This window comes from Candidatus Accumulibacter phosphatis (assembly GCF_000024165.1).
GTDB classification, from domain to species: Bacteria; Pseudomonadota; Gammaproteobacteria; order Burkholderiales; family Rhodocyclaceae; genus Accumulibacter; species Accumulibacter phosphatis.
Genome location: NC_013194.1, coordinates 653,133 through 679,052, shown reverse-complemented (window position 1 = coordinate 679,052; position 25,920 = coordinate 653,133). Strand labels below are relative to the sequence as shown.

Below are 25,920 nucleotides of genomic sequence, written 5' to 3'. Positions count from 1 at the left end.
GACACAGAGGGGGCATCTTATTCTCGTTGCCAAGCGCAGGGCAAGCGTCGTTCGCCCGGCAGCGGCGCGCCAGGGACTGCTCAGCGGCGCTCGTAGACCACGAAGTCGAAAGCGGGAGCCTGGTCTCGAAGGGCACTGCCCGCGGCGCGACTCCTGCCCACCCGCCGCGAGATTTCCCGCCATTCGCCAGACGCGACATCCGGAAAGAAAGCGTCGCCAGGAGACTCCTCGGCGACTTCGGTGATGTAGAGGCGCGTCGCGAGCGGCATGGTCTGCCGATAAAGCTCCTCACCACCGATGATGAAGACCTCGGCGGCGCCGCCGGCCAGACGCAGCGCGTCTTCGATCGAGCAGGCCAGATCCCCGCCGCGCGGCAGGTAGGCCGGATTGCGGCTCAGCACGATGTTGCGCCGGTTGGGCAGCGGCCGATACGCTGGCGGCAAGGATTCCCAGGTCTTTCTGCCCATGATCACCGTCTTGCCACTGGTCGTCTCGCGAAAGTAGCGCATGTCTTCGGGCAGACGCCACAGCAACTGCTGATTCCGGCCGATGGCTCCGTTGCGCGCCACGGCAGCGATCAGGGAAATCATGCGGCGCAATGCTGACGCTGACGGCACCGGCGATCCATCGTCCACGCCCTAAACAGCCACGGCGGCGGCGATGTGCGGATGCGGGTCGTAGCCTTCGAGAGTGAAGTCCTCAAAACGGAAGGCGAACAGGTCGTCGACCTCGGGGTTGAGGCGCATCGTCGGCAGTGCACGGGTTGCGCGGGTCAACTGCAGCCGCGCCTGGTCGAAGTGATTGCCGTAGAGATGCGCGTCGCCGAAAGTGTGCACGAAGTCCCCCGGTCGATAGTTGCAGACCTGCGCGACCATCATCGTCAACAGTGCGTAGGAGGCGATGTTGAAGGGTACGCCGAGAAAGATGTCGGCGCTGCGCTGGTAGAGCTGGCAGGAAAGCTGTGGGCGCCGATCCGTAGCGGAAGCTGACGCCGGCGCGACGTAGAACTGGCAGAGGGCATGACAGGGGGGCAGCGCCATGCGCTCGACGTCACCCGGATTCCAGGCGGTCAGCAGATGGCGACGCGAATCGGGGTTCTTCTTCAGGTTGTCGACGAGTTGCGCGATCTGATCGATTTCGCGGCCATCGGCCGCTTGCCAGTGGCGCCACTGCCGACCGTAGACCGGGCCGAGGTCGCCGTTCTCGTCGGCCCACTCGTCCCAGATGCGCACGCCGTTTTCTTGCAGGTAGCGGACATTGGTATCGCCGCGCAGGAACCACAACAACTCATGGATGATCGAGCGCAGGTGCAGCTTCTTGGTGGTCAGCAGCGGGAAGCCGGCAGCGAGGTCGAAACGCATCTGCCATCCGAAAACCGAGCGCGTGCCGGTTCCCGTGCGGTCTGCCTTGGACACGCCATGTTCGAGGACATGGTGCATCAGGTCGAGATACTGCTGCATGCCTGCTGCCTGTCGATTTACCAGAGCGAATTGTAGAACAAAGCGGTGGAACAAAGCGGTAGAGCAAAGCGCCACCATCCTGCCGGCTCGCGAGCTTCGATCGTATTCGCCGCGCTCCTGGTTTACAATCCCCTTCTCCCCCCGGCCGCCGGCACCAGGCTTGACTTCCGATGATCCTCCAGCTGTTCCCCAAACGCCCTGACCATCTGCTTGCCGACAGCAAGGAGATGAAGCGAGTCCTCGCCGACCTGCTGGTCGCCAAGGCGGCCAACGCCATCGACGAAATGATGAACTGGTTCGAGTCGCTGAAGGACGCCAAGGATTTCCGCCTTGGCCACTATTTCGACATCATCCGCCAGCTTGACGAAGCCGGCCAGCCTCACCTCATCCGTCTCGCACGCGACTACCTGCCCTCGACAAACCTCCCGTTGGCGGAAGAGCAACGCCTATGGACGAAGATCTCTCGCTATTGGAGTGAGATTGCCGGACTCTACGCCGCGTGCCTCGAGCGCGCCCAGCTTGACCCGAAGGGCAAGGGCGTCGACGCCTTCAAGCCGTCGATGCCGCTAGCTGCCGCGCGTGCTCAGGCGGCACGCCGGATTCAGGTCAAGTGGCTGGCATTTCACTACGGGCCGATTGACGATGGCCTCTGGCGCACGATGGGCCAAGCCTACCTGGCAGCCGAGGCCGCGGGATACGCGCAGAAACTCCTGCAGATCTATCCGGCGCAGCGCGGCCTGACCAGCGTCGCACAGCAGTACCTGCACGCGATCGTCCTCTTCACGTCGTCGATGGACAGCCTCTTGCCCGGCCAGATCGAGATCGTCGACCGCCTGATCACGCACTTCCTGCCGCGCTTCGTCCTGGCCGCCGATTGCCGACCGGACAGCGTCTACTGGGTCGATGCAGCGGCGGGCTCGGTACCGGCCCGGCTGGCGCTGTCGCCGGGTCTGGCGCGGCCTGGCCTGCGCTTCTTCTCGCCGGGAACGGCGCTCGCCAAGCTCGAAGAACTGATTCAACTCGTCGAACACGGCGAAGTGCCAGCCGATATCAATCTTGGTGGCGACTTTCCGCCGAACGTCCTGCTGCCGGTCCTCCGCCATCTGCGCCTTTACTGGACGGTGCAAGCGCCGCAACGAAGGCACCAGCGACACCCCGTAAAGACGAAAATGGCGGTCCTGCACGGCTTCGATGCCAGCTACAGGGTGTTCTCGGGCGCACTGCCGGGCCTGGACGCGAACCGCGAAGACGAGGTCTGGTTGGTCGAGAACGTCAGTCTCGGAGGCTTCCGCGCCTGCCTGCGCCACTCTCCGGGCGACCCTCTCAAGCTCGGCACGCTACTCTGTCTACAACCCGAGGGCGGCGACAACTGGCTTCTCGGTGTGGTGCGGCGCTTCAACCGACTGAGCGGCGAGCATGCCAGCCTGGGTATCCAGTTGCTCTCCCGGCAGGCGCAAAGCATCGAGTTGCGCCCGCGCCGCAGTGGCTTCGCGGCAGTCATCGGCCTCCCCGGGATCTGGTTGCGCGACGGGAGCGGGTCCGGACTGGTTCGCCTCCTGCTGCCACAGGGCGGCTTCAACTTGCGGGAGTCACTCGAGTTCAACAGTGCCGGCCAACGTCACATGCTGGTACCGGCGGAACTTGAGGAGAGTGGCGGCGACTACGAAATCGGCCGCTTCCACAACCCGACGGCGACCGCCTGAGGCTCGCCACCCTCAAGCCGCCGGCTTTGGCCGCTGTGCTGATTTTGGCCTGAAGGCACTGACGATGGTGTCAACAGTCTCGACGTAGGGACCACCGATCAGGTCGAGACAGTACGGTACGGCAGCGAAAATGCCGCTGACGAGCAAGCTGCCGTCGGCGGCTCTTACCCCCTCGAGCGTTTCGCGGATCGACTTCGGCTGCCCGGGGAGGTTGAGGATCAAGGCCTTGCCGCGCACCACGGCAAGCTGACGCGAGAGGATGGCGGTCGGCACGAAATTGAGGCTGATGCGACGCATCTCCTCCCCGAAGCCCGGCAGCACCTTGTCGGCGACCGCAAGGGTGGCTTCCGGAGTGACATCGCGCGGCGCCGGGCCGGTGCCGCCGGTGGTCAGCACGAGATGGCAGCCAAGCTCATCGACGAGTTCGATCAGCGTCCGCTCGATCGACGCCTGGTCATCGGCAATCAGCCGCGTCGCGCTGCACCAGGGGCTGCTCAGCGCGGCCCCGAACCACTGCTGGAGCGCGGGGATTCCCTGGTCTTCATAGACGCCCTGCGCGGCGCGGTCGCTGATCGACAGCAGGCCGATCAGCAGTTCTTCATTGGTCGTCATGTTCATCGTCGGTGGGGGCCGCGTCGTCAGGCGGCTCGAGTTCCTTGAGGATCTGAAAAATGGCCCGGTAGCTGCGCGGCGGCTTCCCCTTCTCCAGTTCGAGCAAGGCGGATCGGCGCAGCGCGCGTAGTTGCTGCAGGTCGACCGACTGGCAACGCTGGGCAATCTCGTACAGAACCCTCTCATCAGCCAGCAGTTCGCTGCGCATACGCTCGATGCGGTGCAGTCTTGCGGTTTCGTCGACCGACTCCCCACGAATCACTGCCAGAGCCGCGCGTATCGGTTCCGCGTCGACGTCACGCATCAGCCTGCCGATGTACTGCATCTGTCGCCGCCGCGCGTCGTCGCGCCGCAGCATGCGTTGCGCTTCGCGAACGGCCGCGCGCAGGTCGTCGGGAAGGTCGATCTTCCTGACCCGATCGGGCGCCAGACCCACCAGTTCCTCGCCGAGTGCCTGGAGTTCCTCCATGGCCCGCTTGCGTTGTGTCTTCGATGGGGGTGCCGGTTCTTCTTCGGGGATGTTCATCGGTCTGGGCGATCGGCCTTTCGCTGCGGCAGGGAAAACGGAGAGGAAAAATGCCGGCGCCAATGCCATCCGGGTGAACTGCTATGATAGCGGCTTTTGCCGCCAACCATCGCCCCCATGCCCCGTCCAGCCACCACTGCCATCCCAGCGCCCGCATCGCGCTTCAGCCACCGCTTCGAGACCCTGCAGGAACTCGCCCGCGACGTTCTCGTTTACGCCGCAAAGCAGGGAGCCAGCGCCTGCGAGGTCGATGTCTCGGACGGCTTCGGGCAATCGGTGACGGTGCGCTGCGGCGAAGTCGAAACCATCGAGTACAACCGCGACAAATCGATCGCGGTCAGCGTCTATCTCGACCAGAGGAAGGGTCAGGCGAGCACCTCGGACTTTTCTCCGACGGCCTTGCGCGAAACGGTCGATGCCGCCTTGAACATCGCCCGCTTCACCGCCGCCGATCCCTGCGCCGGATTGCCCGACGCCAGCCTCCTGGCGACCGACACCGGAAGCCTGCCCGGTCTCGACCTCTACCATCCCTGGCTGCTTTCGGTCGAAGCCGCGGTCGACCTCGCGCGCCGCTGCGAACAGGCGGCTTTCGCGCTCAGCCCGCAGATCAGCAACTCGGAAGGCGCCACGGTTTCGATCCAGGAAGGGCAGTTCGTCTCGGCCAACAGCCTGGGTTTCATGGGCGGCTACCCGACGTCGCGGCATTACCTGTCGTGCTCGGTGATCGCCGGCGAGAACGACGCCATGCAGCGTGACGACTGGTATTCGATCGCCCGCGATCAGGCGGCGATCGCCTCACCCGAATCGATCGGCGAGCGCGCCGCGCAACGCGCCCTGTCGCGGCTCGGCGCCCGCAAGGTGAAGACCTGCCGGGTGCCGGTGCTCTTCGAGGCACCGCTTGCCCCGTCGTTGATCGGCAGTTTCGTCCATGCCGCGAGTGGCGGCAGCCTCTACCGCAAGACATCCTTCCTCGTCGATAGCCTCGGCAAGCGCGTTTTCTCCAAGAAGGTGCAGATCAGCGAGCGACCACACCTGCCGCGCGCATTGGCGAGCACCTATTTCGACAGCGACGGGGTGGCGACACATGACCGTGAAGTGGTCCGCAACGGGCGGCTACAAGGCTATTTCCTGAGCACCTATACCGGGCGGAAGCTGGGAATGCCGACGACCGGCAACGCCGGTGGCAGTCACAACCTCATCATTCATCCCGGCAAGCGTGATTTCCGTGGCCTGCTCAAGAAAATGGGACGCGGCTTGCTGGTCACCGAGTTGCTCGGCCATGGCGTCAACTACGTGACTGGCGACTATTCGCGCGGCGCCGCCGGATTCTGGATCGAAGACGGCGAAATCGCCCACCCGGTCGAAGAGATCACCATTGCCGGCAACCTGCGCGACATGTTCAGGAACGTCGCTGCGGTTGGCAACGACGTCCTCGTTCGCGGTTCGAAACACGTGGGATCCCTGCTCATCGAGCAGATGAAGGTCGCCGGTAACTAGACCACCCGAGCACCCCCGGCGCGAACAAATCGGTGCTCAGCGCGCGCCTGCTTTAGCTATAATCGCGAGGCACTTCCCTTACAAGAACCTACTGGAGACAAATTGTGGAAAGACGTTCGTTTCTGAAGAATGCCGGTGTAGGCCTTGCCGCCGGCAGCGTGGCCATGCCGGCGATCGCCCAGAATGCGCCGACGATCAAATGGCGTCTGGCTTCCAGCTTCCCGAAGAGCCTCGACACCATCTACGGTGGCGCCGAATACATGGCCAAGCGAGTGGCCGAGGCGACCGGCGGCAAATTCCAGATCCAGGTCTTCGCTGGCGGTGAAATCGTTCCCGGACCAGCGGTCTTCGATGCCGTCAAGGACGGCACGGTCGAAATGGGACATACCGTGTCCTATTACTTCTTCGGCAAGGATCCCACCTACGCCCTCGAAACGGCGGTTCCCTTCGGCATGACCAATCGCCAGATGGACGCCTGGATGCGCCACGGCAACGGTACAAAGCTCCTCGGCGAGTTTTTTGCCAAGTCGAACATCATGACCATCCCCTGCGGCAACACGACGACACAAATGGGCGGCTGGTATCGCAAGGAAATCAAGACGGCAGCCGACCTCAAGGGATTGAAGATCCGCATCGGCGGCTTCGCCGGCGCCGTGCTCAGCAAGCTGGGAGCCGTGCCGCAGCAGATTCCCGGTGGCGACATCTATCCGGCGCTCGAGAAGGGTACGATCGATGCGGCCGAGTGGATCGGTCCCTACGATGACCAGAAACTCGGCTTCAACAAGGTCGCCAAGTTCTACTACTACCCGGGCTGGTGGGAGGGTGGGCCGCAGGTATCCGCCTATGTCAGCCTGAAGAAGTACGCCGAACTGCCCAAGGAGTACCAGACCATCCTGCAGTTGGCCTGTGCCGACGCGCACGTCGACATGGTCGCCAAGTACGACGCCAAGAATCCGACCGCGCTCAAGCAACTGGTCGGTTCGGGAACGCAGCTGAAACAGTTCCCGAAGGAAGTCATGGATGCCTGCTACAAGGCGGCGATGGAGCTCTACGCCGAAACCTCGGCGAAGAATGCCGAGTTCAAGAAGGTCTACGACGACTACAAGAAGTTCATGGACGATCAGAACCTCTGGATGCGCATTGCCGAAGGCGCGTATACCAACTACATGTACAGCAAGCGATAGACCGGTCGCGGGCACCGCCGCCATTCGCTGGCGGCGCCTCTGCGGATCGACAGAAAAAGGGAACCGAGGTCAGCCTCGGTTCCCTTTTTCGTTGCCCATCGCCCATTTACGCGACGACGCGCGATCGTCGGGCGGAGAGCCGGGTCGTCTACTTCGCCTGCTCCTGCTTCATCGCATCGCGTATCGCCTTGCTGGCGGAATCTTCCGAGTCGGCAGGCGAATCCTTGGGACTCTCCAGTCCGGGCGATGACCCGGGCGCCCCGTAGTCGGAAGTCGGCATTTCGATCTGCACCGAATCGAGATCGACCTTGGCGTCCTTGGCGAGACCGAAAGTGACCAACTGCGGGAAGAAGATCAGGATCACCACCATGATGATCTGGATGCAGACGAACGGTATCGCTCCCCAGTAGATGTCCGTGGTCTTGACCGACGCCGGCGCCACCGAGCGCAGGTAGAAAAGCGCGAAGCCGAATGGTGGATGCATGAACGAAGTCTGCATGTTGACCGCCAGCAGTACGCCGAACCAGATCAGGTCGATGCCGAGCGCCTGGGCAACCGGACCCAGCAGCGGCACGACGATAAAGGACAACTCGAAGAAATCGAGGAAGAAGGCGAGCAGGAAGACCAGCGCGTTGACGACGATCAGGAAGCCGACCTCGCCGCCCGGCAGCCCGGTCAACAGATGCTCGACCCAGCGGTGGCCGTCGACGCCGTAGAAGGTTAGCGAGAAGACGCGCGCGCCGACCAGGATGAAGACGACGAAGGTGGTCAGCTTGGCGGTCGTTTCCATCGCCTGCCTGAGCAGGCTCCAACTCAGGCGCTGGCGTGCCAGGGCCATGATCAGGGCGCCGGTGGCGCCCATCGCGCCGCCTTCGGTCGGCGTCGCGATACCGAGAAAGATCGTCCCGAGCACCAGGAAGATCAACATCAGCGGCGGCACCAGCGTGGTCAGCACGCGCAGCAGCAGCTTGCCACCACGCAGCGTGCGCGCCTCGAGCGGCAGCGCCGGCGCCCAACGCGGCTTGAAAATCGCCACCAGCACGACATAGCCGACGTAGAACGAGGTGAGCACCATCCCCGGCAGGAAAGCGCCGGCATACATGTCGCCGACCGACTTGCCCAACTGGTCAGCCATGATGATCAGTACCAGCGACGGCGGGATGATCTGCGCCAGCGTTCCGGACGCCGCGATGACGCCGGTAGCCAGTTTGGTGTCGTAACCGTAACGCAGCATGATCGGCAGCGAGATGAGGCCCATCGAGATCACCGAGGCGGCCACGACACCGGTCGTTGCGGCGAGCAGCGCACCGACGAAGATCACCGCGAAGGCCAGTCCACCGCGCAGCGGCCCGAAAAGCTGGCCGATGGTATCGAGCAGATCCTCGGCCATCCCCGACCGCTCGAGTATCAGCCCCATGAAGGTGAAGAACGGGATCGCCAGCAAGGTGTCGTTGTTCATGATGCCGAAGATGCGGTCCGGCAGCGCCTGAAACAGTTGTGGTCCGAGCAGCCCGAGCTCGATGCCGATCAGGCCGAAGAAGATGCCGTTGGCGGCCAGCGCGAAGGCCACCGGGAAACCGACGAGCAGGAAGAGCACCATCGAAGCGAAGATGATCGGTGCCATGTTGGCGATCACGAACTCGGTCATCAGAGCTCTCCCTTCTGCGCCTTGATGGCCAGCGCGAGTTCTTCTTCGGGCGTCGGCTTGTGTCCCTTGGCGGTCGGATCGGGACACAGGCCCTGCAGGAAGCCGAAGCGCTTGATCAACTCCGAAACGCCCTGAATGACCAGCAGGAAGAAACCGATCGGCACCAGCAGGCGCACCGGCCAGACCGCCAGGCCGCCGGCATTGCTCGACTGTTCGTTGTTGTTCAGTGCCAGGAGGAAGATCGGCCACGACAGGTACATCACGGCGACCGCCATCGGCAGCAGGAAAAAGATGATGCCGAAGATGTCGATCCAGGCCTGGCCGCGCCGGGACATCCGGCCGGCAATCAGATCGATGCGCACATGTTCGTTGCGCATCAGCGTGTAACCGGCGCCAAGCAGGAAGATCGCCGAGAACAGGTACCACTGGATCTCGAGAAAGGCGTTGGAACTGTAGTTCAGGGTGTAGCGCATCACCGCATTGCCGGCGGCGATCAGGGTGACGACGAGAACGAGCCAGATGATCGCCTTGCCGACGCGCTCGGTGAGCGCATCGATCAGACTTGAGAGCTTGAGCAATGCTTGCACGGGAAGTCCCTCCGTAGACGACTGGAAATACCACTCCTCCTGAACCCGACTGCTTGCGCTTTGCCTCGTGACGGGCAATTCGTCAGGTCAACATGCCAGGAACGACTCCGGCGCGTAACCCGAAGCCGTCCGCTGAGCGGCTGATTATGGCACATCTTCGTTCTATGCGAGGGCGATTTCGCGATCGCCAAGCGCGCCCGTCGGATACGGCAAATGACCGTCCAATCAATCATATGGAAGCTGCGGACCAGGCATCCGAGAGTTCCGTGAAGGTCGGGGCGGAGAGGGATCGGGAGGCCGCGGGTGACGCTCGTTGCCTCGGTGGTACAATCCGGCATCCGCCGCAGGCTACTCGCGTTCGTTCAAGGAACCATCCCATCTACACTGACCACCAGTTGAGGACTCACTCCCCATGCGCCACAAATTCGCCGGCTGTCTCCGTCCGGGGGCCACCCTGTTGTTGCTGCTTGCTCTTGGCCCCGCCTGGGCCGCCGAAACGGTCCCGGAAGGACCGGTCCTTTTCGGCATCCCGGTCGATTTCATCCTTTTTGCGCTGACGCTTCTGGGCGTTGCGCTGCTGCACCACTACACCCTGCAGGTCGCGCTGACCGGGCTGGCCACGATCACCGTTTACAAACTGCTGTTCACCGGCTTCAAGTTTGGCGCCGGGCTCGGTGGACTGGCGATCCACCTGCAGCATGAATGGGTGATGCTCAGTAATCTGCTCGGCCTGCTGCTCGGCTTCGCGCTGCTGGCACGCCATTTCGAGGAAAGCCGGGTGCCGGACGCCTTGCCGCGCTACCTCCCTGGCGGCTGGCAGGGTGGCTTCGTCCTCCTGGTCATGATCTTCTTCCTCTCGAGCTTTCTCGACAACATCGCCGCCGCCCTGATTGGCGGCACGGTCGCGCGTATCGTCTTTCGCCATCGCCTTCATATCGGCTATCTGGCCGCCATCGTCGCCGCCTCGAACGCCGGTGGCTCGGGAAGCGTCGTCGGCGACACCACCACCACGATGATGTGGATCGATGGCGTCAGCCCGCTCGACGTCACACACGCCTATGTCGCTGCCGGAGTCGCGCTGGTGTTCTGCGGGATTCCGGCGGCGCTACAGCAGCACCGCTACGCGCCAATCGTCGCGCACTCCGGTGAGGCGACGCGTGTCGACTGGGCGCGCGTGGCCATCGTCGGCTTCATCCTGCTCTCCGCCATCGTCACCAACGTGACGGTCAATGTGCTCTTTCCCGAGGTCTCGGACCGCTTCCCCTTCCTGGGTGCGGCGGTCTGGTTGGCGTTGCTGCTCGCGACGCCGTTGCGCCGACCGGAATGGAGCCTGTTGCCGGATGCCTTGAAGGGCAGCATTTTCCTGCTCTCGCTGGTGCTCTGCGCCTCCATGATGCCGGTCGAGAAGCTGCCCGCCGCGTCGTGGCAGACGGCAATGGGGCTCGGCTTCGTCTCAGCGGTGTTCGACAACATCCCGCTGACCGCGCTGGCGCTCGTCCAGGGTGGCTACGACTGGGGCGTTCTCGCCTATGCCGTCGGTTATGGTGGCTCAATGATCTGGTTCGGTTCGTCGGCCGGCGTCGCGCTGGCCAACATGTTTCCCGAGGCCAAGTCGGCGGGACGCTGGCTGCTGCACGGCTGGCACGTCACCCTGGGCTATGTCGTGGGCTTTCTCACGCTGCTCTTCGTCCTCGGCTGGCAGCCGCATCCCAGGCACAAGGCCGAGGGCATCGACGCCGTCCGACCGACCGTGCTCGCTGCCAGCCCGGCTTGGGCAGGCGATCAACCTGTGGCGAACCTCGTTCGCCACCCGGCGCCTGCCGCCTGACCACCAGAACATTCCGTGGGGACCCAGAAAATGCTCAAGGCACTCATTCCATTCGACGGCTCCGACAACGCGCTACGCGCCGTCGATCATCTCATCAGTCTGGTGCAGGCGCGCGAACCGATGGAGGTCCATCTGCTGCATGTGCGCGAGCCCATCGATTCCTGGGAGATTCGGCGCGTACTGACCGCCGACGAGATCGCCGCCTTGCAACTCTCGGAAGGCGAGGACGCGCTGCAGGCGGCCAGGCAGCGCCTCGATGCGGCCGGCATTTCCTATACGGCCACGATCCTGGTCGGCGACGTCGCCCAGACCATCGCCCGGCACGCCACCGAGATCGGTTGCGACAAGATCATCATGGGTAGCAGCGGCGCCTCCGCCATCGCCGGCCTGTTGCTGGGTTCGGTGACGATGAAGGTCATCCACTTGGCGCAGGTGCCGGTCACCGTCGTCAAGTGATCGGCGGCGCGCGCCTGGCTCTGCCCAGAATTCTGCACAGCGGGGGCGTCGTACCATGCCGGACGCCTTCGCCCTGCCGGTCTCCGCGACACTGACGGGCAGTCGCCGCGGCCGCAGGAGCAAGACCTAGATCCTCGCCGGTTGCACCCGATACCACGCCGCATAGAGCGCCGGCAGGAAGAGGAGCGTCAGCAGCGTCGCGACGATCAGGCCGCCCATGATCGCCACGGCCATCGGTCCCCAGAAGACGCTGCGCGTCAGCGGTATCATCGCCAGGATCGCCGCCGCCGCGGTCAGCATGATCGGCCGGAAGCGCCGCACGGTCGAGCCGACGACCGCCTCCCAGGCGGCCTTGCCGGCCTTCTCGTCCTGCTCGATCTGGTCGACGAGAATCACCGCGTTGCGCATGATCATTCCCGACAGCGCGATGACTCCGAGGTTGGCGACGAAGCCGAAGGGCACCCTGAAGATCAGCAGCGCCAGGGAAACGCCGATCAGCCCGAGCGGCGCCGTCAACAGGACCAGCAGTGTGCGGCCGACGTTCTGCAGCTGGATCATCAGCAGGGTGATGACGCTGACCAGCATCAGCGGCATCACCGCCTTGATCGAATTTTCGCCTTTCGCCGATTCCTCGGTGGCGCCCCCGGCCTCGATGCGAAACCCTGGCGGTAGGCGCGCGCGCAGCGGTTCGAACAGGGGCTCGATCTGCGCCGTCGCGGCCGGCGCCTGGATGCCGTCGCGGATGTCGGCGCGAACGGTCACCGTCGGCAGCCGGTTGCGGCTGGCGATCACCGGTTCCTCGAGTTCGTAGCTGATCTTCGCCAGTTGCGCGAGCGGCACGTAACGACCGCTGCCGGTGTGGATGTTGAGATCGGCCAGGGCCGAGATCTGCGCGCGCTCGTCACCAGCGGCACGCGCGACGACATCGATCAACTGGTCGCCTTCGCGCATCTGGGTGATGGCAACGCCGTTGAGCATCGAGTTGAGGAACGCCGAGAGTTCCTGCGAGCTGATGCCGAGCGCGCGCGCACGATCCTGGTCGATGTCGATGCGGATCGTCTTGCCCATCTCGTTCCAGTCGAAGTTCACCTCTTTCAGGTAGGGATGCCCGCGCATCACCGCCGCCACTTCCGCCGCAACGCGCCGCAGTTCGCCGAGATCGTCGCCGGAAACCCGGAAGAGCACCGGAAAGCCGACCGGCGGGCCGTTCTCGAGGCGCAGCACGCGCGTGCGTAGCCCGCTCCACTCACCGCCGGCGTCGGCAAAGCGCTGCTCGAGGCGGCGCTTGAGGTCCTCGCGCGCATCGATATCGTGCGTGGTGATGACGAACTGTGCGAAACCGTCGTTGAACAACTGCTGGTCGAGCGGCAGATAGAAGCGCGGGCTGCCGTTGCCGAGGTAGCTGGCGTAATAGCGGATCGAGCGCGCCATTTCCGGCTCGCCGAGCAGCGCTTCGACCTTCCTCGCCTGCGCTTCCGTCGCTTTCAGCGACGAGCCATTGGCCAGCCACAGATCGACCAGCAACTCGGGCCGGCTGGCCGCCGGGAAGAACTGTTTCTGCACGCCCAGCGTCAGTCCGGCCAGCGACAGGGCAAAAGCGACCAGCGTCGCGGCGATGACCAGCCAGCGATGCCGCAGGCACCACTCGACGCTCGCCCGCACGCGCCGGTAGAACGGCGTGTTGTAGGGGTCCTCGCCATGTTGCTGCGCCTTTTGCTGCAGTTTCTCGGCATCGAGAACCAGATAGCCGAGATAGGGGGTGAACAGCACGGCGACCACCCAGGAAACCAGCAGCGCAATACTCACCACCGCGAAGATCGAAAAGGTGTACTCGCCGGCTCCCGACTTGGCGAGACCGACCGGCATGAAGCCGACGGCGGTGATCAGTGTGCCGGTGAGCATCGGAAAGGCAGTCGAGGTGTAGGCGAAGGTCGCCGCACGGAAGCGGTCCCAGCCCTGCTCCATCTTCACCACCATCATCTCGACGGCGATGATCGCGTCATCGACCAGCAAGCCGAGTGAAATCACCAGCGCCCCCAGCGAGATGCGTTGCAGGTCGATGGCGAAGGCGTACATGACGAGAAAGGTGATCGCCAGCACAAGCGGAATAGACAGCGCCACGACGGCGCCAGTACGCAGGCCGAGACTGATGAACGACACCGCGAGGACGATCACCACCGCCTCGGCGAGCGACGACATGAACAGATTCATCGACTGGCGGACGATCTGCGGCTGGTCGGCAACGACGTGCAGGTCGATTCCCAGCGGCAGTTGCTGCTGTAAGCGCTTCGTCTCGGCCTGCAAGCGATCGCCCAGGCGGATGACGTCGCCGCCCTTGTTCATGGCGATGCCGATGCCGATCGCGTCCTGCCCCTGGACGCGCATGCGCGGCGTCGGTGGGTCGGCGAAACCACGCTCGACCTTGGCGATGTCGCCGAGGCGGAACAGACGCCCGCCCGCCTGGATACCGATCTCGCGGATATGCGCCAGCGATTCGAAGTCGCCCGAGACGCGAATGCGTACACGGTCGGACGGCGTCTCGTAGAAACCTGACGGACTCATCGCGTTCTGCTTCTGCAGGGCGTCGACGATCGCCAGCGGGTTGAGGCCCAGCGTCGCCAGCTTGGCGTGCGACACCTCGATGTAGATCTTCTCGTCCTGGACGCCGAACAGCTCGATCTTCTTGACGTCCGGCAACTGGCGCAGTTCGCGGCCGATACGGTCGGCCTCGTGGCGCAGCCTGGCGAGGTCGAAGCCGTCGCCGGTCAGCGCGTAGATGGTGATGAAAGTGTCGCCGAACTCGTCATTGATGAAGGGGCCAAGCACACCCTGCGGCAGGGTATGCCGCATGTCGCCGATCTTCTTGCGCACCTGATACCAGGTCTCGGGCACCTCCTTTTTCGGCGTGTAATCCTTGAGCAGCACCGTGATCAGCGATTCGCCAGGCCGCGTCTGCGAGCGCAGGACGTCCACCCAGGGAACTTCCTGCAGTCGACGCTCGATCCGCTCGGTCACCTGCAGCTGCACTTCCGGCGCCGTCGCGCCCGACCACAAGGTCCGCACGACCATCGCCTTGAACGTGAAGTCAGGGTCCTCGGCGCGCCCGAGCTTGAAATACGCGAGCACGCCGGCGAGCATCAGCACGACGATCAGGTAGCCGATCAGCGAGCGGTGACGCAGCGCCCAGTCGCTGAGATTGGGTGGCGTCATGGTGCGGACTTGCCCAGGCTCCCGGACACCGGCGACGATGGCGGCTCGGCGGCGCGTGCCGCGTCGATGACGCGCACCCGCTCGCCACCGGTCAGCTTGTGGACACCGGCAACGACGATACGCTCGCCGGCCTTGGCGCCGCCTGCGACTATCGCCGTGTCTTCGCGGTAGCTGGCGAGGTCGACCGGCCGCAGACTGACCGTCTCGTCGCCGCCGACCACCCACAGCGCCGGTCGGCCCTGGTGCTGGAAAACGGCGGTCAGCGGTACGGTCAGGCGCGTGCCGCCGGCTGGACGCAGGAAGCGCACCTTGGCGGTCATGCCGAGCAGGATGCGCGCATCCGGACGATCGATCGATACCCGCGCCGCGTAGGTCCGCGTCAGCGGGTCGGCGACCGGCGACACTTCGCGCAGCGCGCCCGCGTAGCGTGCCTCGCCGTCCGCCCAGAGCGTCACCTCGGCGGTGCCGAGGGCGCGCACGTCGGACATGCGCCCTTCGGGAATGGCGATGGCGACTTCCAGGGTGTCGGGTCGCGCCAGCCGCATCACCGTCTGCCCGGCCGCCACCACCTGTCCGACTTCCGCCGAAATCAGGCCGATGACCCCCGGCTGGTCGGCCTTGAGGACCGTATAGGACGACTGGTTGCGGGCCAGCTCGGCCTGCGCCTTTGCTGCCTTGAAGCTGGTCTCCCGGGAATCCAACGCCGCCTGGCTGACGAAGTTCCTGGCGCGCAGGCTGCGGAAACGCTGCAGGTCGGCGTCGGCCAGTTCGAGTTGCGCGACGGCCGATGCCGCCGACAGCGCCGTGTCGGCCGGATCGATCCGCGCCAGCACCTGGCCCGCCTTGACGACAGCACCGGCATCGACCAGCCGGGCGGTGACCTTGCCGGGAATGCGGAAAGCCAGCGGCATCTCGTAGCGCGAGCGAACCTCTCCCGAATAGGTCAGCGTTTCATCGCCGGCGGTGTCGCCGAGGACGCGCGTCAGTACCCCTCTCGGCGGCTCGGGCGGTGCCGGCTCCTTGCCGCAGGCAGCGAGCAGGGCGAGCACCGACAGCGCCGGCAGCCACCGCCGGAAGAACGCGGCGCGGGTCGCGTTCATCTGCATGCCGTCGTCGCCGTCGACTGCCGGTCGTCGATCGGGTCGGCGCCGCGCAAGCCCTGGAGCAGCAGTTCGAAATGCGTTTCGAGATAGGTCTCCGGCGCCACCTGCGGCCCGCACAGGCGTAGCGAGAAGCGTGAGATCGCCAACATCAGCAGCGGCGCAATGATCACGTCGATGGCCGCTTCGACATTCAGCGGCCGAAACTCGCCGCTGCCGATGCCGCGCTCGAGCGCATGGCGCAGCAGCGCCCGGCCACGCGTGATCACCCGCTCGTGGTAGTACTGAGCCACTTCGGGGAAGTTCCTCGACTCGGAAATGATCAGCTTGGTCACGCCGGCCATTGCCGTGCGGCCGATCTGCCGCCACCAGCCGAGCAACAGCTCGTGCAGCAACTCAGCGGCCGAACCATGAAAGCCGGCCAGGCGCTCCTCGGCGGCCGCCAGTGCCGCTACCATCCCGTCTTCGATCACCGCCTTGAAGAGCGCTTCCTTGCTACTGAAATACAGATAGAGCGTGCCTTTCGAGACCCCGGCGCGGGCGGCAACGTCGTCGAGTCGGGTGGCGGCGAAGCCCTTGTCCACGAACAGCGCGAGCGCCGCCGCTGTCAGTTCGGAAGGTCGGGCGTCCTTGCGACGGCGGCGCGGGACCGGGGCTTCGGCGGGAACGCCGGAGGCGGTTTGGGGAACGAATGAATTCATTGGGCAACACTAATGACTGACTGGTCAGTAATATACGTCTGGCGACGTGCGTCGTCAAGTCCGCCGCGGAGCCAGGGTGGGTCTATGGTAGCGAGCCCGCTTCTGACGGACCTTCCGGCAGCCCTTAAGGTAAGTCTCTGATTAATTGCAAGAAATCAGAAAGTCGGCAAAACATGTAGGCATGTAGATGTAATAATAGTGCTTGACAAACAATGCGCTGTTTGGTTTTATTGTCGGCATGTACATCGCTCGCGTCCCCAACCGAAAATCCAGGCCCGCCATCCTGCTCCGCGAGTCCTATCGTGAGGGCGGCAAAGTCTGCACGCGGACCATTGCCAACCTGACGAACTGGGCACCGGAGCGAATCGTCGCCATGGAACGTCTGGTGAAGGGCGAATTCGACGACTGGTCGGGAGAGATGACCAGCGGCGAGATTTTTGGAGTGCTGTTTGCGCTCAAGCAGTTGGCTGATCAGGTGGGCATCACGCGGGTATTGGGCAGTGCGGCGGAAAGCAGGCTCAACCTGTTTCTGATTCTCGCACGCATTGCGCATGGCGGGTCGCGGTTGTCGGCGGTGCGCTGGGCGAAACAGCACACGGTGGCCGATGTGTTGGCGCTGGAGGAGTTCGATGAGGACGACCTCTATGCCGCTCTGGACTGGCTGGCGAGCCAGCAGGAGCGTATCGAGCGGGAACTGTACCGGGCCTACGTCAAGGCGCAGGGCCAACCACCGGTCCTGGTGCTCTACGACGTCACCTCCAGCTATTTCGAAGGAGAATGCAACGAACTGGGGCAATACGGCTACAACCGCGACGGCAAGCGAGGCAAGCAGCAAATCGTCATCGGTTTATTGACCGCCGAGGACGGCGAGCCCCTCGCCGTGCGCGTCTTCGAGGGCAACACCGCGGACCCGACGACGGTGGCCAGCCAGATCACGATTCTGAAGGAGCAATTCGGGATTGCCGAGGTGGTGATGGTGGGCGACCGGGGAATGATCAAGGCCAAGGGGAAGGCCGCGCTGTCGGCACAGGGTTTCCGCTATATCACCGCCTTGACTGACGCGCAGGTACGCACCTTCCTCAAGGAGGGCGTGCTGCAGACGGACCTCTTCGATGTGCCTCTGTGCGAAGTCGAACACGACGACAAACGGCTGATCGTGCGCCGTAACGAGATCGTCCGGGTGCGCGAGGAGCGGCGGCGGGAGGACAAGTTGGCTCAGTTGCAGGCGAAGATCGCCGACCGTAACGCCTTCGTCAAGAACTCCAGGCGCGCCAGCGCGGCAACCGGCCTGGCCGCTTTGCAGCGCTGGGCCAAACGCCACAAACTCGCCGCGTTTGTCACCCTCGCGCTGAACGAACGCGTCATTGTCTGCACCATCGACCAGGAGGCTAAAGCGCAGGACGCCCTGCTCGACGGCTGCTATCTCCTGGAAACCGATGTGCCACAAGGCTTGATGGATGCGAAGGCGGTCGATGCGCGTTATCGCGATCTGCAAAAAGTCGAGCGCAACTTCCGCACGGTCAAAACCACCTTCCTGGAAATTCGCCCGATCTTCCTGCGCAAGGCTGAGCGTACCAAGGCACATGTCTTCGTGGCGATGCTCGCCTTGAAGATCACGCGGCGGTTTGAAGCGGCTCTCCACCGGACCTTCGGCAGCACCGTAGACGACCCCGCCGCCATCACTCCGGACGACGCCCTGGTGGCCCTCGGACGATTGACCTATCTCTACAGCACCGACCGCAACGGTCAGCGTCACACGCATCTGCCACGCCCGGACGATCAACAGGCCAAAATCCTCGACGCCATCGGCCTTTCCTTCCCGCTCAAGGCCAAAGCCGAAAAGCGCGCCGTGTAGGCAGCCGCCGCTTTTGCGGCACTGGCTTTTTCTTTAACAAAACCCGATACTTAAAGCGTAGTTGCGTCTACTGGCTAGAGGAAGATCCGTCTGAGTCCGCTTCTGAGTCCACTTCTCCTCGTTGAAGGATCCGTCGAATTGGCACAAACTCGTGCCATTTGGGAAGTCACCGAGGGAGCGACACCATGAGCGAAGTCAACTTGATCGATAGCGAAGCACGCGCACAGGAGGCCCGGTCATGAACCCGCACTCAGGCAACCAGTTTGACGATCGCGCCGCCACCTGGGACGCCGACCCTGTGAAGGTGGCGCGCGCGCTGGCCGTCGCCGCGGCGATCCAGGAGCGCGTACCGTTGAGCCTCCAGATGCGGGGGCTGGAATACGGTTGTGGAACGGGGTTGCTGGGCTTTGCCTTGCAGCCGTACCTCGGCCAGATCACCCTGGCTGACAGCTCTGCGGGGATGCTCGCCACCCTGGATGAAAAGATCGCGGCCTCCGGCGCGAGCAACCTGCGCGCGACGAAACTCGACCTCGTCAGCGACCCCTTGCCGGTCGAGCGGTATGATGTCGTCTGTTCCCTGATGACGTTTCACCACATCGAGGACACCGCGCAACTCCTGCGCGATCTCTTTGCGTTGATGGCTGCGCCTGGCTATCTTTGCGTTGCCGACCTCGATGCCGAGGACGGATGCTTTCATGGTCCCGAATTCACCGGGCACCAGGGCTTCGACCGTCAGACGCTTGCGCACATGGCCGAGCGCGCCGGATTTCGCGACGTCGCTTTCTCGACCGTCTTCCACATGTCGAAGCCGGCGAGTCCCGGCCAGACCGAGTTTCCCGTCTTTCTCATGGTGGCCCGGAAATAGTCGGCATCGCCGCCACCATTGCCTGAGCCACGACATGCAGACACTACTGACGCCCTCCCACTGCGAGCAGGTGCCGATCAACGGTCTGGTCTACAACGTCCGCCACTGGGGGCCGGCCGACGCGCCACGACTGCTGATGCTGCACGGCTGGATGGATTCATCGGCCAGCTTCCAGTTCACCGTCGATGCGCTCAGGCACACGTGGCACGTGCTCGCCCCCGACTGGCGAGGCTACGGACGGAGCCAGTGGCTGAACCGCCGCTATTGGTTCGCCGACTACTACGCCGACCTCGACGCACTGCTCGACCGCTACAGCGCCGGCGTGCCGGCACGCATCGTCGGCCACAGCATGGGCGGCGCCGTCGCCAGCATCTACGGCGGCGCCCGGCCCGAGCGAATTGCCGGCCTGCTGATGGTGGATTTCCTCGGCCTCCTGCCCAACGAGGCGCACGAAGCGCCGGCACGCATCCGCGACTGGCTGGACCACACGCGCGCGACGCCGCAACTGCGCGCCTATGCCAGCCGCGAGCAACTGGCCGCGCGACTGCGGCAGTTCAACGCGCGCCTGCTCCCCGAGCGCGCCACGTTTCTGGCGACACACTGCGCCAGCCAACTGCCTGACGGCCGCTTTGCCGTCGCCTGCGACCCCTGGCACAAGGTCCCCTCGCCTCACCTCTACCGGATCGAGGAAGTCATGGCCTGCTGGCGCGCGCTGACGGCACCCGTTCTGCTGGTAACGGCCGACGAGGGTTACGTAATGCAGCGCTTTGCCAAGGATCCCGGCGAACTGCAACGGCGCATGGACTGCTTCGCCAACGCCAGCATCGCGCACATCAGCGATTGCGGACACAACGTGCAGCACGACAGGCCGGAAAAGCTGGCCGAGCTGATCGAGTCGTTTTTCAGCTACCCGGATCCGCCGTGATGAAGCGCGCAGCGAACTCGTACGCGCCTTCGAGGGCGACGAAGCGCCAGCACCCGGTGTGGGCGGCGGAAAACGCTCGGGCGTCCGCTCTCGCGCCCGTCTCACTCGCTCCAGGGGTTGATCACCTCCAGTCCGAGGTCGGCGAAATCGCGTACGTTGCGCGTGACGAGGCGAAGGCTATGCCGCACCGCCGTCGCTCCGATCAGACTATCGATCGCCGGGATTGGGCGGCCTGCCGCGACCATCAGCCGTCCCCAGCAATCCGCGACCTGGCTGTCGATGGGCAGAATGCGGCCGCTGAAGAAGGTCGGCAGTTCGACCTCGAGCCAGTCGAGTAGGGCGGCCCGCCGATCCGAGGCGGTGAGGCTCTCGACGCCCTTGCGCAGTTCGCCCAGCGTCAACACGCTGAGGAACAAGGTGGACGCCGGACGCCGCGAGCACCATTCGACGACGCCGGCATTCGGTGCCTTGCGGCGCAGCTCCGAGAGGATGTTGGTATCGAGCAGGTAGCTCACAGCGTCAGATCCCGCGTAACGCTCCGGTCACGTTCGAAGTCAAGCTCTTCGAGACCATGCAGCGGTGACTGGCGCATGAACTCGACGAGCGATCGTCCGCTGCCCGACAGGCGCTCGAAGGTCGCTCGCGAAACGACGACCGCCACCGACCGCCCGTGCACCGTGATGTCCTGCGGTCCTTCGCTCTCGGCCAGTTTGACCACCTCCGACAGGCGAGCTTTAGCCTCCTGCATTTGCCATGTGTTCATGATGCCGCCCCTATTCTGACCAGACGGACCATATTCTACCGTGGACAGACAGGAGTACGCTCGACGGACGATGCCCGAGTCGGCACTTCGGCTGATGCGTCGCTCAACCCCATGGACGTTGTCGCACCCTGCGGCGACGGTGGGCTGACGACGCGCTGCTCAAGCGGCTGGGTGAGGCACGGAAGCGCTGGGCCTCCCCGGTGTGGGCCAACGCGCGCGACCCGGCGCTCAGCTACAACGCCGCCGCCGAAATCCTTCTGCTCCTCAAACGACTCGCCGCACCAGGCTGACCCGCATCGGATTGCCCGCCCTGGGCGACGACAAATTCCCCCTCCTCCCGCCCCCGCTCACCCCAGCGACGAACTGAAACGCACCCCGAGCCGGCGCAGCGTACGCTCGGCGGCGAGGACGCCGCGGTATTGCGCCTCCTCGAACAACGAGAAGCCGCTGACATCGGCGTGCGCAAAACGCAGGCGCTCGCCGTCCACGGCGAAGCGCTGCCTGGGCTCGCCCCAGATCAGGCCGGGCAACGGGCGAGCCATCGCGTGACCGTTGCGGAAGACGTCCAGGTGGGTCGTCACCTGGCGGATGTTGGCGTGCGGGCGTTCGAGTTCGGCGAGGATCTGCTCGGCCCAGACCGCGCGCGGCGTGTCGCGCAAGGCCGCGCGGCCATCTTGCGGACTCAGCGCGTCGAACGTCCGGTAGAAAGTGAGGACGGTGGCCTGGCGCCACAGGCGCATCTGCTGGTGGGTGGCGACGACGTAGCCAAGACCGGCGCTGTCGTAGAGGACGTTGTCCCAGGCGGGCGGCGCGCCGGCACGTTCGTCGGGGAAGCGCGACAGCGTCAGGTTGGCGACCAGCCACGGCGCGTAGCTGTAGCTGGCCGCGGCGGCCTTGAGCGCGGCGTGGCCGGCGAAGACGTGCGGAACGAGGAAAAGCGGCGCCGCCCAGATCACCTGGTCGGCAAGCAGGCGCAACGTTCGCTGCTCGCTCGCCAGCCACAGATCGACGGCGAGTGGACCGGTTCCAGCGCCGCGCTCGCCGCCGGCGACGCGAAAGGCCAGCGCGCCGCTCAGCAACCGCTCGCCGGCGTGGGCGCTGATCGAGCGCAGCATGCCGCTGACCAGCCAGGCATTGCCCTCGGGCGCGGTCAGCACGGTTTCGTTGCCCGCGTTCTGCGCCTCGCCGGTGCGGCAGGCGAAGTAATGGATGCCGGCCCAGGCGGAGACCGCCGCGCTGGCGGTGCCATAGTCGTCGCGGCAGGCGTAATTGACGTACCAGTGCAGCTGTGGCGAATCGAGGCCCTGCGCGAGCAGCCAGTCGCGCATGCTGATCCGGTCGAGCGCCAGCAGGTCGAGCGCGCGGCTCGACAGGGCCATCGGCAGCGCAAAGGCAGCGCGCCCCGCGTCGTCGCGGCGCCGTTTGAAGCCTTCGATCAGATCGGCAAAACGCTGGTACTGGCCGCGTTCGGCGGTGCTGACGCCGGTCTGCGGCAGCAGGCCTTCCTGCCAGCGGCCGTTGCGATAGAGCCGCTCCTGCGGCGTCGCACAGAGGTAGCGCTCGTCGTAGACCGGCCGCGGCGCGCGCGGGTCGCCCAGCAGCACGCCGAGTTCGGCGAGGAGTTCGCGCACGGCAAGCGCCTCGCGGTTCGGCAGCGGCAGGTAGTGCGCGCCCCAGGGGTAGGCGCTGACGGCATTGCGCCCGGCGCGCGAATTGCCGCCCGCCTCGTTTTCGAGTTCGACCAGCAGGAAGTCGGAAAAGCCCGCGCGCGCGAGTTTCCAGCCGGCGGCGAGGCCGGCGACGCCGGCGCCGACGATGACCACCGGCACCTTGCGACTCTCGCTTGGCGGCGCGAAACCCGCCGACTGCAGGCGGTGGCCGAGAGCGAGCGAAGTCCCGAGCAGTTCCCCCGGCGGCAGCGGTGGCGGTCCGCCGCGGCAGCCGGCGAGCGAGGCAGCGCCGGCTGCCGCGGCCAGGGAAACCAGGAAATCGCGCCGGTCCATGGCGCTAGCGGATCACCTGCCGCCACTCGTGCTCGAAGTAACGCACCAGCACCTGATTGTTCAGTTGATTCACCTCGGCGTCGACGCGCGCCATGTCACCGGGAAAGACGAACAGTCCCGGCGTCGCTTCGGGGGTCAGGAAACGCGTGTCGACGGCGTAGGACGTCGGTGGCCGATAGGCGCGGCGACCGGCCAGGACGAAGCCCCATTCGCCGAAAGACGGCACCAGCGCGTGGTAGGGGGTCGCCACCAAGCCGACGCTCTCGAGCGTCGTGACGACGCACCAGAACGACTGTCGAGCATAGAGCGGCGAGGTCGACTGGATGACTGCCAGCGCCTCGCCGTTGAGGTGCTTGTCGAGCAGGCGGTAGAACGCGGCGCTGTAGAGTTTGCCGAGCGAGAAGTTCGAGGGATCGGGAAAGTCGACGACGACGAAATCGAAGGTCTCGTCGTTTTCCTCCAGCCATTGCAGAGCGTCGGCGTTGACGACCCTGACCTTGGGCGACAGGAGCGCGTCCTGGTTGAGCTTGCGCAGTGGCGGCGCGCTGGCGAACAGGCGGGTCATTGCCGGGTCGAGGTCGACCAGCGTCACCGACTCGATCTGCGGGTACTTGAGAATCTCGCGCACCGCCAGCCCGTCGCCGCCGCCGAGCACCAGCACGCGCCGCGCATTCGGCAGCGTCGCCAGTCCCGGATGCACCAGCGCCTCGTGGTAGCGATACTCGTCGCGCGAACTGAACTGCAGGTTGTTGTTCAGATGCAGACGCAAGTCGTTCTTCCAGCGCGTGACGACGATGCGCTGGTAGGGCGTGCTCTCGGCGTGGACGATCTCGTCGGCGTAGAGCTGCGCCTCGGCCAGCGAGGTCAGCTCGCCGGCAGCGGCGAAGGCCACGAGCAGCGACAGCAGGGCCGCAGCCCCCTGTGCGCGCAGTCGGCCGAATGGCTGCAACTGGGCGCGGAACAACCACCAGGCCCATAGAGCAACGATCACGTTGAGCAAACCGAAAAGCAGGCCGCTACGCACCAGGCCCAGATGCGGCACGAGCAGCAAGGGAAAGAGGATTGAGACGGCGAGCGCGCCGAGGTAGTCGAAGGTCAGCACTTGCGAGACGAGATCCTTGAACGCCAGATCGCGCTTCATGATGCGCATGATCAGCGGGATCTCCAGCCCGACGAGAACGCCGACGCCGGCCACGGCCAGGTAGAGGGCAAGCTTGAAGGGCGCCGGCGACCAGACGAAGATGAAGAACAACGCGGCCGCCGAAAAGCCGCCAAGGACGCCGACCATCAACTCGACCTGGATGAAGCGCGCCACCAGATGGCGTTCGACGTAGCGCGACAACCACGAGCCGATTCCCATCGCGAACAGGTAGGTGCCGATCACGGTCGAGAACTGGGTCACCGAGTCGCCGAGCAGGTAGCTGGCCAGCGCTCCGGCGATCAGCTCGTACGCCAGCCCGCATGAAGCAACGATGAAGACCGAGAACAGGAGTGCGTGGTTCATCGCCAGGCGCGCTCCCGGGTGGACAGCCGGTGCACAGGCCGGCGGCTGCCGGCGACCCCCGACCGGATGATGGTTGGCAAACGCATGCGCGGCATTCTATTCCGAAAAGCCCCGCCCGCCGGTGACTGTCTGGCATGCGTCGCACCGGGCGCCGGGGCTGGGTGGGAGCTGCCGCTCGGCTGATCGACGCGCGCCAGGGAACAGACATCAGGGAGTCGAATTAGGCTACCATGCCATCCGTACGCCACCTGCTTCACTCGCTCCACCTGCTGGCCAGCACGTCCGGTCGACGGCGAAAGACGCCCACCGCGTGCATCGGCCAGCGGCACAGCGAAACTGGATGACCGGACCATGAACCCCGTGGAAAAACCCTTCGAGATGGCCCGCCCGACCCTGGCGGTGCTTTTCCTCTGCGTGCTGATCGCCGCGTCGCTGTGGATCCTGCGCCCCTTCCTGCCGGCCTTGATCTGGGCAACGATGGTCGTCGTCGCCACCTGGCCGTTGATGCTGCGGGCGCAGCGACGCTTCGGCAACCGCCGCTGGCCGGCAGTGATCCTGATGACCTTCCTGGTGCTGCTGATACTGGTGGTGCCGCTGTCGGTGGCCATCGCCACCATCGTCGGCAACGCCGACGAGATTACCGAATGGGCCAAGTCACTGAGCAGCCTGCATGTACAGTCGCCACCCGCCTGGGTTGCCGACGTGCCCTTCGTCGGCTGGCGGCTCGAACAGATTTGGCAGCAGACCGCCACCACGGGCGGCACCGAGCTTGCCGCCAAGGTGGCGCCCTATGCCGCCAATCTGACGCGCTGGTTCGTCAGCGAGATCGGCAGCTTCGGGCTGGTCTTCGTACAGTTCCTGCTCACCGTCGCCCTCTGTGCCGTCCTCTATGCCTCGGGCGAGAAGGCGGCTGCCGGCGTGCGGCGTTTCGGCTATCGGCTGAGCGGCGAACGCGGCGAAGGTGCCGTCATCCTGGCCGGCCAGGCGGCACGCGCCGTGGCGCTCGGCGTCGGCGTGACGGCGCTCGTCCAGTCGATTCTCGGCGGCATTGGTCTGGCCATCGCCGGCGTGCCCTTCGCCCCGGTCCTCACGGCAGTGATGTTCATGTTCTGCATCGCCCAGCTCGGACCGGGGCTGGTGCTGGTCCCGGCGGTCGTCTGGTTGTACTGGGGCGACCACACCGGCTGGGGAACCTTCTTGCTGATCTGGGCCATCTTCGTCGGCACCATGGACAACTTCCTGCGGCCGGTCCTGATCAAGCAGGGAGCCGACCTGCCCCTGCTGCTGATTCTCGCCGGCGTCATCGGCGGCATGCTCGCCTTCGGGCTGGTCGGCCTCTTCGTCGGCCCGGTCATCCTGGCGGTCGGCTATACCCTGCTCGAGGCGTGGATCAACGAGGTTCCCCACGAGATCGACAGCGTCGCGCCGAAAGTCGGCGATGGCGCTGCCGATCGCCAGACACCGGCCTGACGCCGTCGGCCACCGCACACCGA

The 25,920-nt window shown here is 65.1% G+C and carries 22 protein-coding genes; 9 read left to right on the top strand and 13 right to left on the bottom strand.

Annotation, left to right across the window (positions count from 1 at the left end):
* Window positions 1-80: 80 nt before the first annotated feature.
* Together CAP2UW1_RS02815 and CAP2UW1_RS02810 are read right to left on the bottom strand one after the other, a co-directional pair.
* A complete protein-coding gene (locus CAP2UW1_RS02815) occupies window positions 81-590 on the bottom strand; it encodes a dihydrofolate reductase (RefSeq protein WP_015765160.1) in 510 nt (169 codons plus the stop codon).
* A 48-nt stretch (window positions 591-638) separates the two neighbouring features.
* Entirely contained in the window at window positions 639-1,460 is an 822-nt protein-coding gene (locus CAP2UW1_RS02810) for a thymidylate synthase (protein ID WP_015765159.1), read from the bottom strand.
* A gap of 170 nt (window positions 1,461-1,630) precedes the next feature.
* Between CAP2UW1_RS02810 and CAP2UW1_RS02805 the strand changes: the two genes are divergently transcribed.
* Window positions 1,631-3,163 (top strand): hypothetical protein, encoded by a 1,533-nt coding sequence (locus CAP2UW1_RS02805; RefSeq protein WP_015765158.1) that lies wholly within the window; start codon window positions 1,631-1,633, stop codon window positions 3,161-3,163.
* A 12-nt stretch (window positions 3,164-3,175) separates the two neighbouring features.
* Here the strand turns inward: CAP2UW1_RS02805 and mog are convergent, their stop codons facing one another.
* Both mog and yjgA read right to left on the bottom strand, forming a co-directional pair.
* Window positions 3,176-3,775, bottom strand: a complete 600-nt coding sequence (mog, locus tag CAP2UW1_RS02800; RefSeq protein ID WP_015765157.1) for a molybdopterin adenylyltransferase — start codon at window positions 3,773-3,775, stop codon at window positions 3,176-3,178.
* Window positions 3,762-4,301, bottom strand: a complete 540-nt coding sequence (gene yjgA, locus CAP2UW1_RS02795; RefSeq protein WP_015765156.1) for a ribosome biogenesis factor YjgA — start codon at window positions 4,299-4,301, stop codon at window positions 3,762-3,764. Before yjgA ends, mog begins: the two co-directional genes overlap by 14 nt.
* 117 nt (window positions 4,302-4,418) lie before the next feature.
* Here yjgA and pmbA point away from each other — a divergent pair, with 117 nt between their 5' ends.
* Window positions 4,419-5,798: a metalloprotease PmbA gene (pmbA, locus tag CAP2UW1_RS02790; protein WP_015765155.1), complete on the top strand. Its 1,380-nt coding sequence runs from the start codon at window positions 4,419-4,421 to the stop codon at window positions 5,796-5,798.
* 104 nt (window positions 5,799-5,902) lie between these two features.
* Window positions 5,903-6,982 (top strand): TRAP transporter substrate-binding protein, encoded by a 1,080-nt coding sequence (locus CAP2UW1_RS02785; protein WP_015765154.1) that lies wholly within the window; start codon window positions 5,903-5,905, stop codon window positions 6,980-6,982.
* A gap of 148 nt (window positions 6,983-7,130) precedes the next feature.
* Here the strand turns inward: CAP2UW1_RS02785 and CAP2UW1_RS02780 are convergent, their stop codons facing one another.
* Both CAP2UW1_RS02780 and CAP2UW1_RS02775 read right to left on the bottom strand, forming a co-directional pair.
* Complete coding sequence (locus tag CAP2UW1_RS02780) at window positions 7,131-8,630, bottom strand: TRAP transporter large permease (RefSeq protein ID WP_015765153.1); 1,500 nt, start codon at window positions 8,628-8,630, stop codon at window positions 7,131-7,133.
* Complete coding sequence (locus tag CAP2UW1_RS02775; protein ID WP_015765152.1) at window positions 8,630-9,217, bottom strand: TRAP transporter small permease subunit; 588 nt, start codon at window positions 9,215-9,217, stop codon at window positions 8,630-8,632. Before CAP2UW1_RS02775 ends, CAP2UW1_RS02780 begins: the two co-directional genes overlap by 1 nt.
* Before the next feature lie 412 nt (window positions 9,218-9,629).
* Here CAP2UW1_RS02775 and CAP2UW1_RS02770 point away from each other — a divergent pair, with 412 nt between their 5' ends.
* On the top strand, window positions 9,630-11,045 hold the full coding sequence (locus CAP2UW1_RS02770; protein WP_015765151.1) for a citrate transporter: 1,416 nt from the start codon (window positions 9,630-9,632) through the stop codon (window positions 11,043-11,045).
* A gap of 30 nt (window positions 11,046-11,075) precedes the next feature.
* Window positions 11,076-11,501, top strand: coding sequence for a universal stress protein (locus CAP2UW1_RS02765; protein ID WP_015765150.1), 426 nt, complete (start codon window positions 11,076-11,078; stop codon window positions 11,499-11,501).
* Window positions 11,502-11,627: 126 nt separating this feature from the next.
* Here CAP2UW1_RS02765 and CAP2UW1_RS02760 read toward each other — a convergent pair whose 3' ends face one another.
* Genes CAP2UW1_RS02760 through CAP2UW1_RS02750 form a run of 3 tightly spaced genes read right to left on the bottom strand, consistent with a single transcriptional unit; the run spans window position 11,628 to window position 16,512 of the window.
* Complete coding sequence (locus tag CAP2UW1_RS02760; RefSeq protein ID WP_015765149.1) at window positions 11,628-14,711, bottom strand: efflux RND transporter permease subunit; 3,084 nt, start codon at window positions 14,709-14,711, stop codon at window positions 11,628-11,630.
* On the bottom strand, window positions 14,708-15,811 hold the full coding sequence (locus CAP2UW1_RS02755) for an efflux RND transporter periplasmic adaptor subunit (RefSeq protein ID WP_015765148.1): 1,104 nt from the start codon (window positions 15,809-15,811) through the stop codon (window positions 14,708-14,710). The genes CAP2UW1_RS02760 and CAP2UW1_RS02755 overlap by 4 nt, the downstream gene beginning before the upstream one ends.
* A complete protein-coding gene (locus CAP2UW1_RS02750; RefSeq protein ID WP_015765147.1) occupies window positions 15,808-16,512 on the bottom strand; it encodes a TetR/AcrR family transcriptional regulator in 705 nt (234 codons plus the stop codon). Before CAP2UW1_RS02750 ends, CAP2UW1_RS02755 begins: the two co-directional genes overlap by 4 nt.
* A gap of 238 nt (window positions 16,513-16,750) precedes the next feature.
* On the opposite strand from CAP2UW1_RS02750, the gene CAP2UW1_RS02745 reads away from it, so the two are divergent.
* The 3 genes from CAP2UW1_RS02745 (at window position 16,751) to CAP2UW1_RS02735 (ending at window position 20,157) form a co-directional block, all read left to right on the top strand.
* Complete coding sequence (locus CAP2UW1_RS02745; RefSeq protein ID WP_081444266.1) at window positions 16,751-18,367, top strand: IS1634 family transposase; 1,617 nt, start codon at window positions 16,751-16,753, stop codon at window positions 18,365-18,367.
* A 238-nt stretch (window positions 18,368-18,605) separates the two neighbouring features.
* The gene (locus CAP2UW1_RS02740) at window positions 18,606-19,232 is read left to right on the top strand and encodes a class I SAM-dependent DNA methyltransferase (protein ID WP_015765145.1); all 627 of its coding nucleotides are present in this window, start codon (window positions 18,606-18,608) and stop codon (window positions 19,230-19,232) included.
* 34 nt (window positions 19,233-19,266) lie between these two features.
* Window positions 19,267-20,157 (top strand): alpha/beta fold hydrolase, encoded by an 891-nt coding sequence (locus CAP2UW1_RS02735; RefSeq protein WP_015765144.1) that lies wholly within the window; start codon window positions 19,267-19,269, stop codon window positions 20,155-20,157.
* Window positions 20,158-20,258: 101 nt separating this feature from the next.
* On the opposite strand, the gene CAP2UW1_RS02730 is transcribed toward CAP2UW1_RS02735, so the two are convergent.
* The 4 genes from CAP2UW1_RS02730 to CAP2UW1_RS02715 all read right to left on the bottom strand — a co-directional run bounded on the left by CAP2UW1_RS02730 (window position 20,259) and on the right by CAP2UW1_RS02715 (window position 24,427).
* Window positions 20,259-20,672, bottom strand: a complete 414-nt coding sequence (locus tag CAP2UW1_RS02730) for a type II toxin-antitoxin system VapC family toxin (protein ID WP_015765143.1) — start codon at window positions 20,670-20,672, stop codon at window positions 20,259-20,261.
* Entirely contained in the window at window positions 20,669-20,920 is a 252-nt protein-coding gene (locus CAP2UW1_RS02725) for a type II toxin-antitoxin system Phd/YefM family antitoxin (RefSeq protein ID WP_015765142.1), read from the bottom strand. The genes CAP2UW1_RS02730 and CAP2UW1_RS02725 overlap by 4 nt, the downstream gene beginning before the upstream one ends.
* 347 nt (window positions 20,921-21,267) lie before the next feature.
* Window positions 21,268-22,923, bottom strand: coding sequence for an NAD(P)-binding protein (locus tag CAP2UW1_RS02720; RefSeq protein WP_015765141.1), 1,656 nt, complete (start codon window positions 22,921-22,923; stop codon window positions 21,268-21,270).
* Window positions 22,924-22,927: 4 nt separating this feature from the next.
* On the bottom strand, window positions 22,928-24,427 hold the full coding sequence (locus tag CAP2UW1_RS02715) for a polyamine aminopropyltransferase (RefSeq protein WP_015765140.1): 1,500 nt from the start codon (window positions 24,425-24,427) through the stop codon (window positions 22,928-22,930).
* Window positions 24,428-24,778: 351 nt separating this feature from the next.
* Between CAP2UW1_RS02715 and ydiK the strand changes: the two genes are divergently transcribed.
* Window positions 24,779-25,897 carry an AI-2E family transporter YdiK gene (gene ydiK / locus CAP2UW1_RS02710; protein WP_015765139.1) on the top strand — a complete coding sequence of 373 codons (1,119 nt, stop codon included), beginning with the start codon at window positions 24,779-24,781 and terminating at the stop codon, window positions 25,895-25,897.
* The last annotated feature ends 23 nt before the right edge of the window (window positions 25,898-25,920 follow it).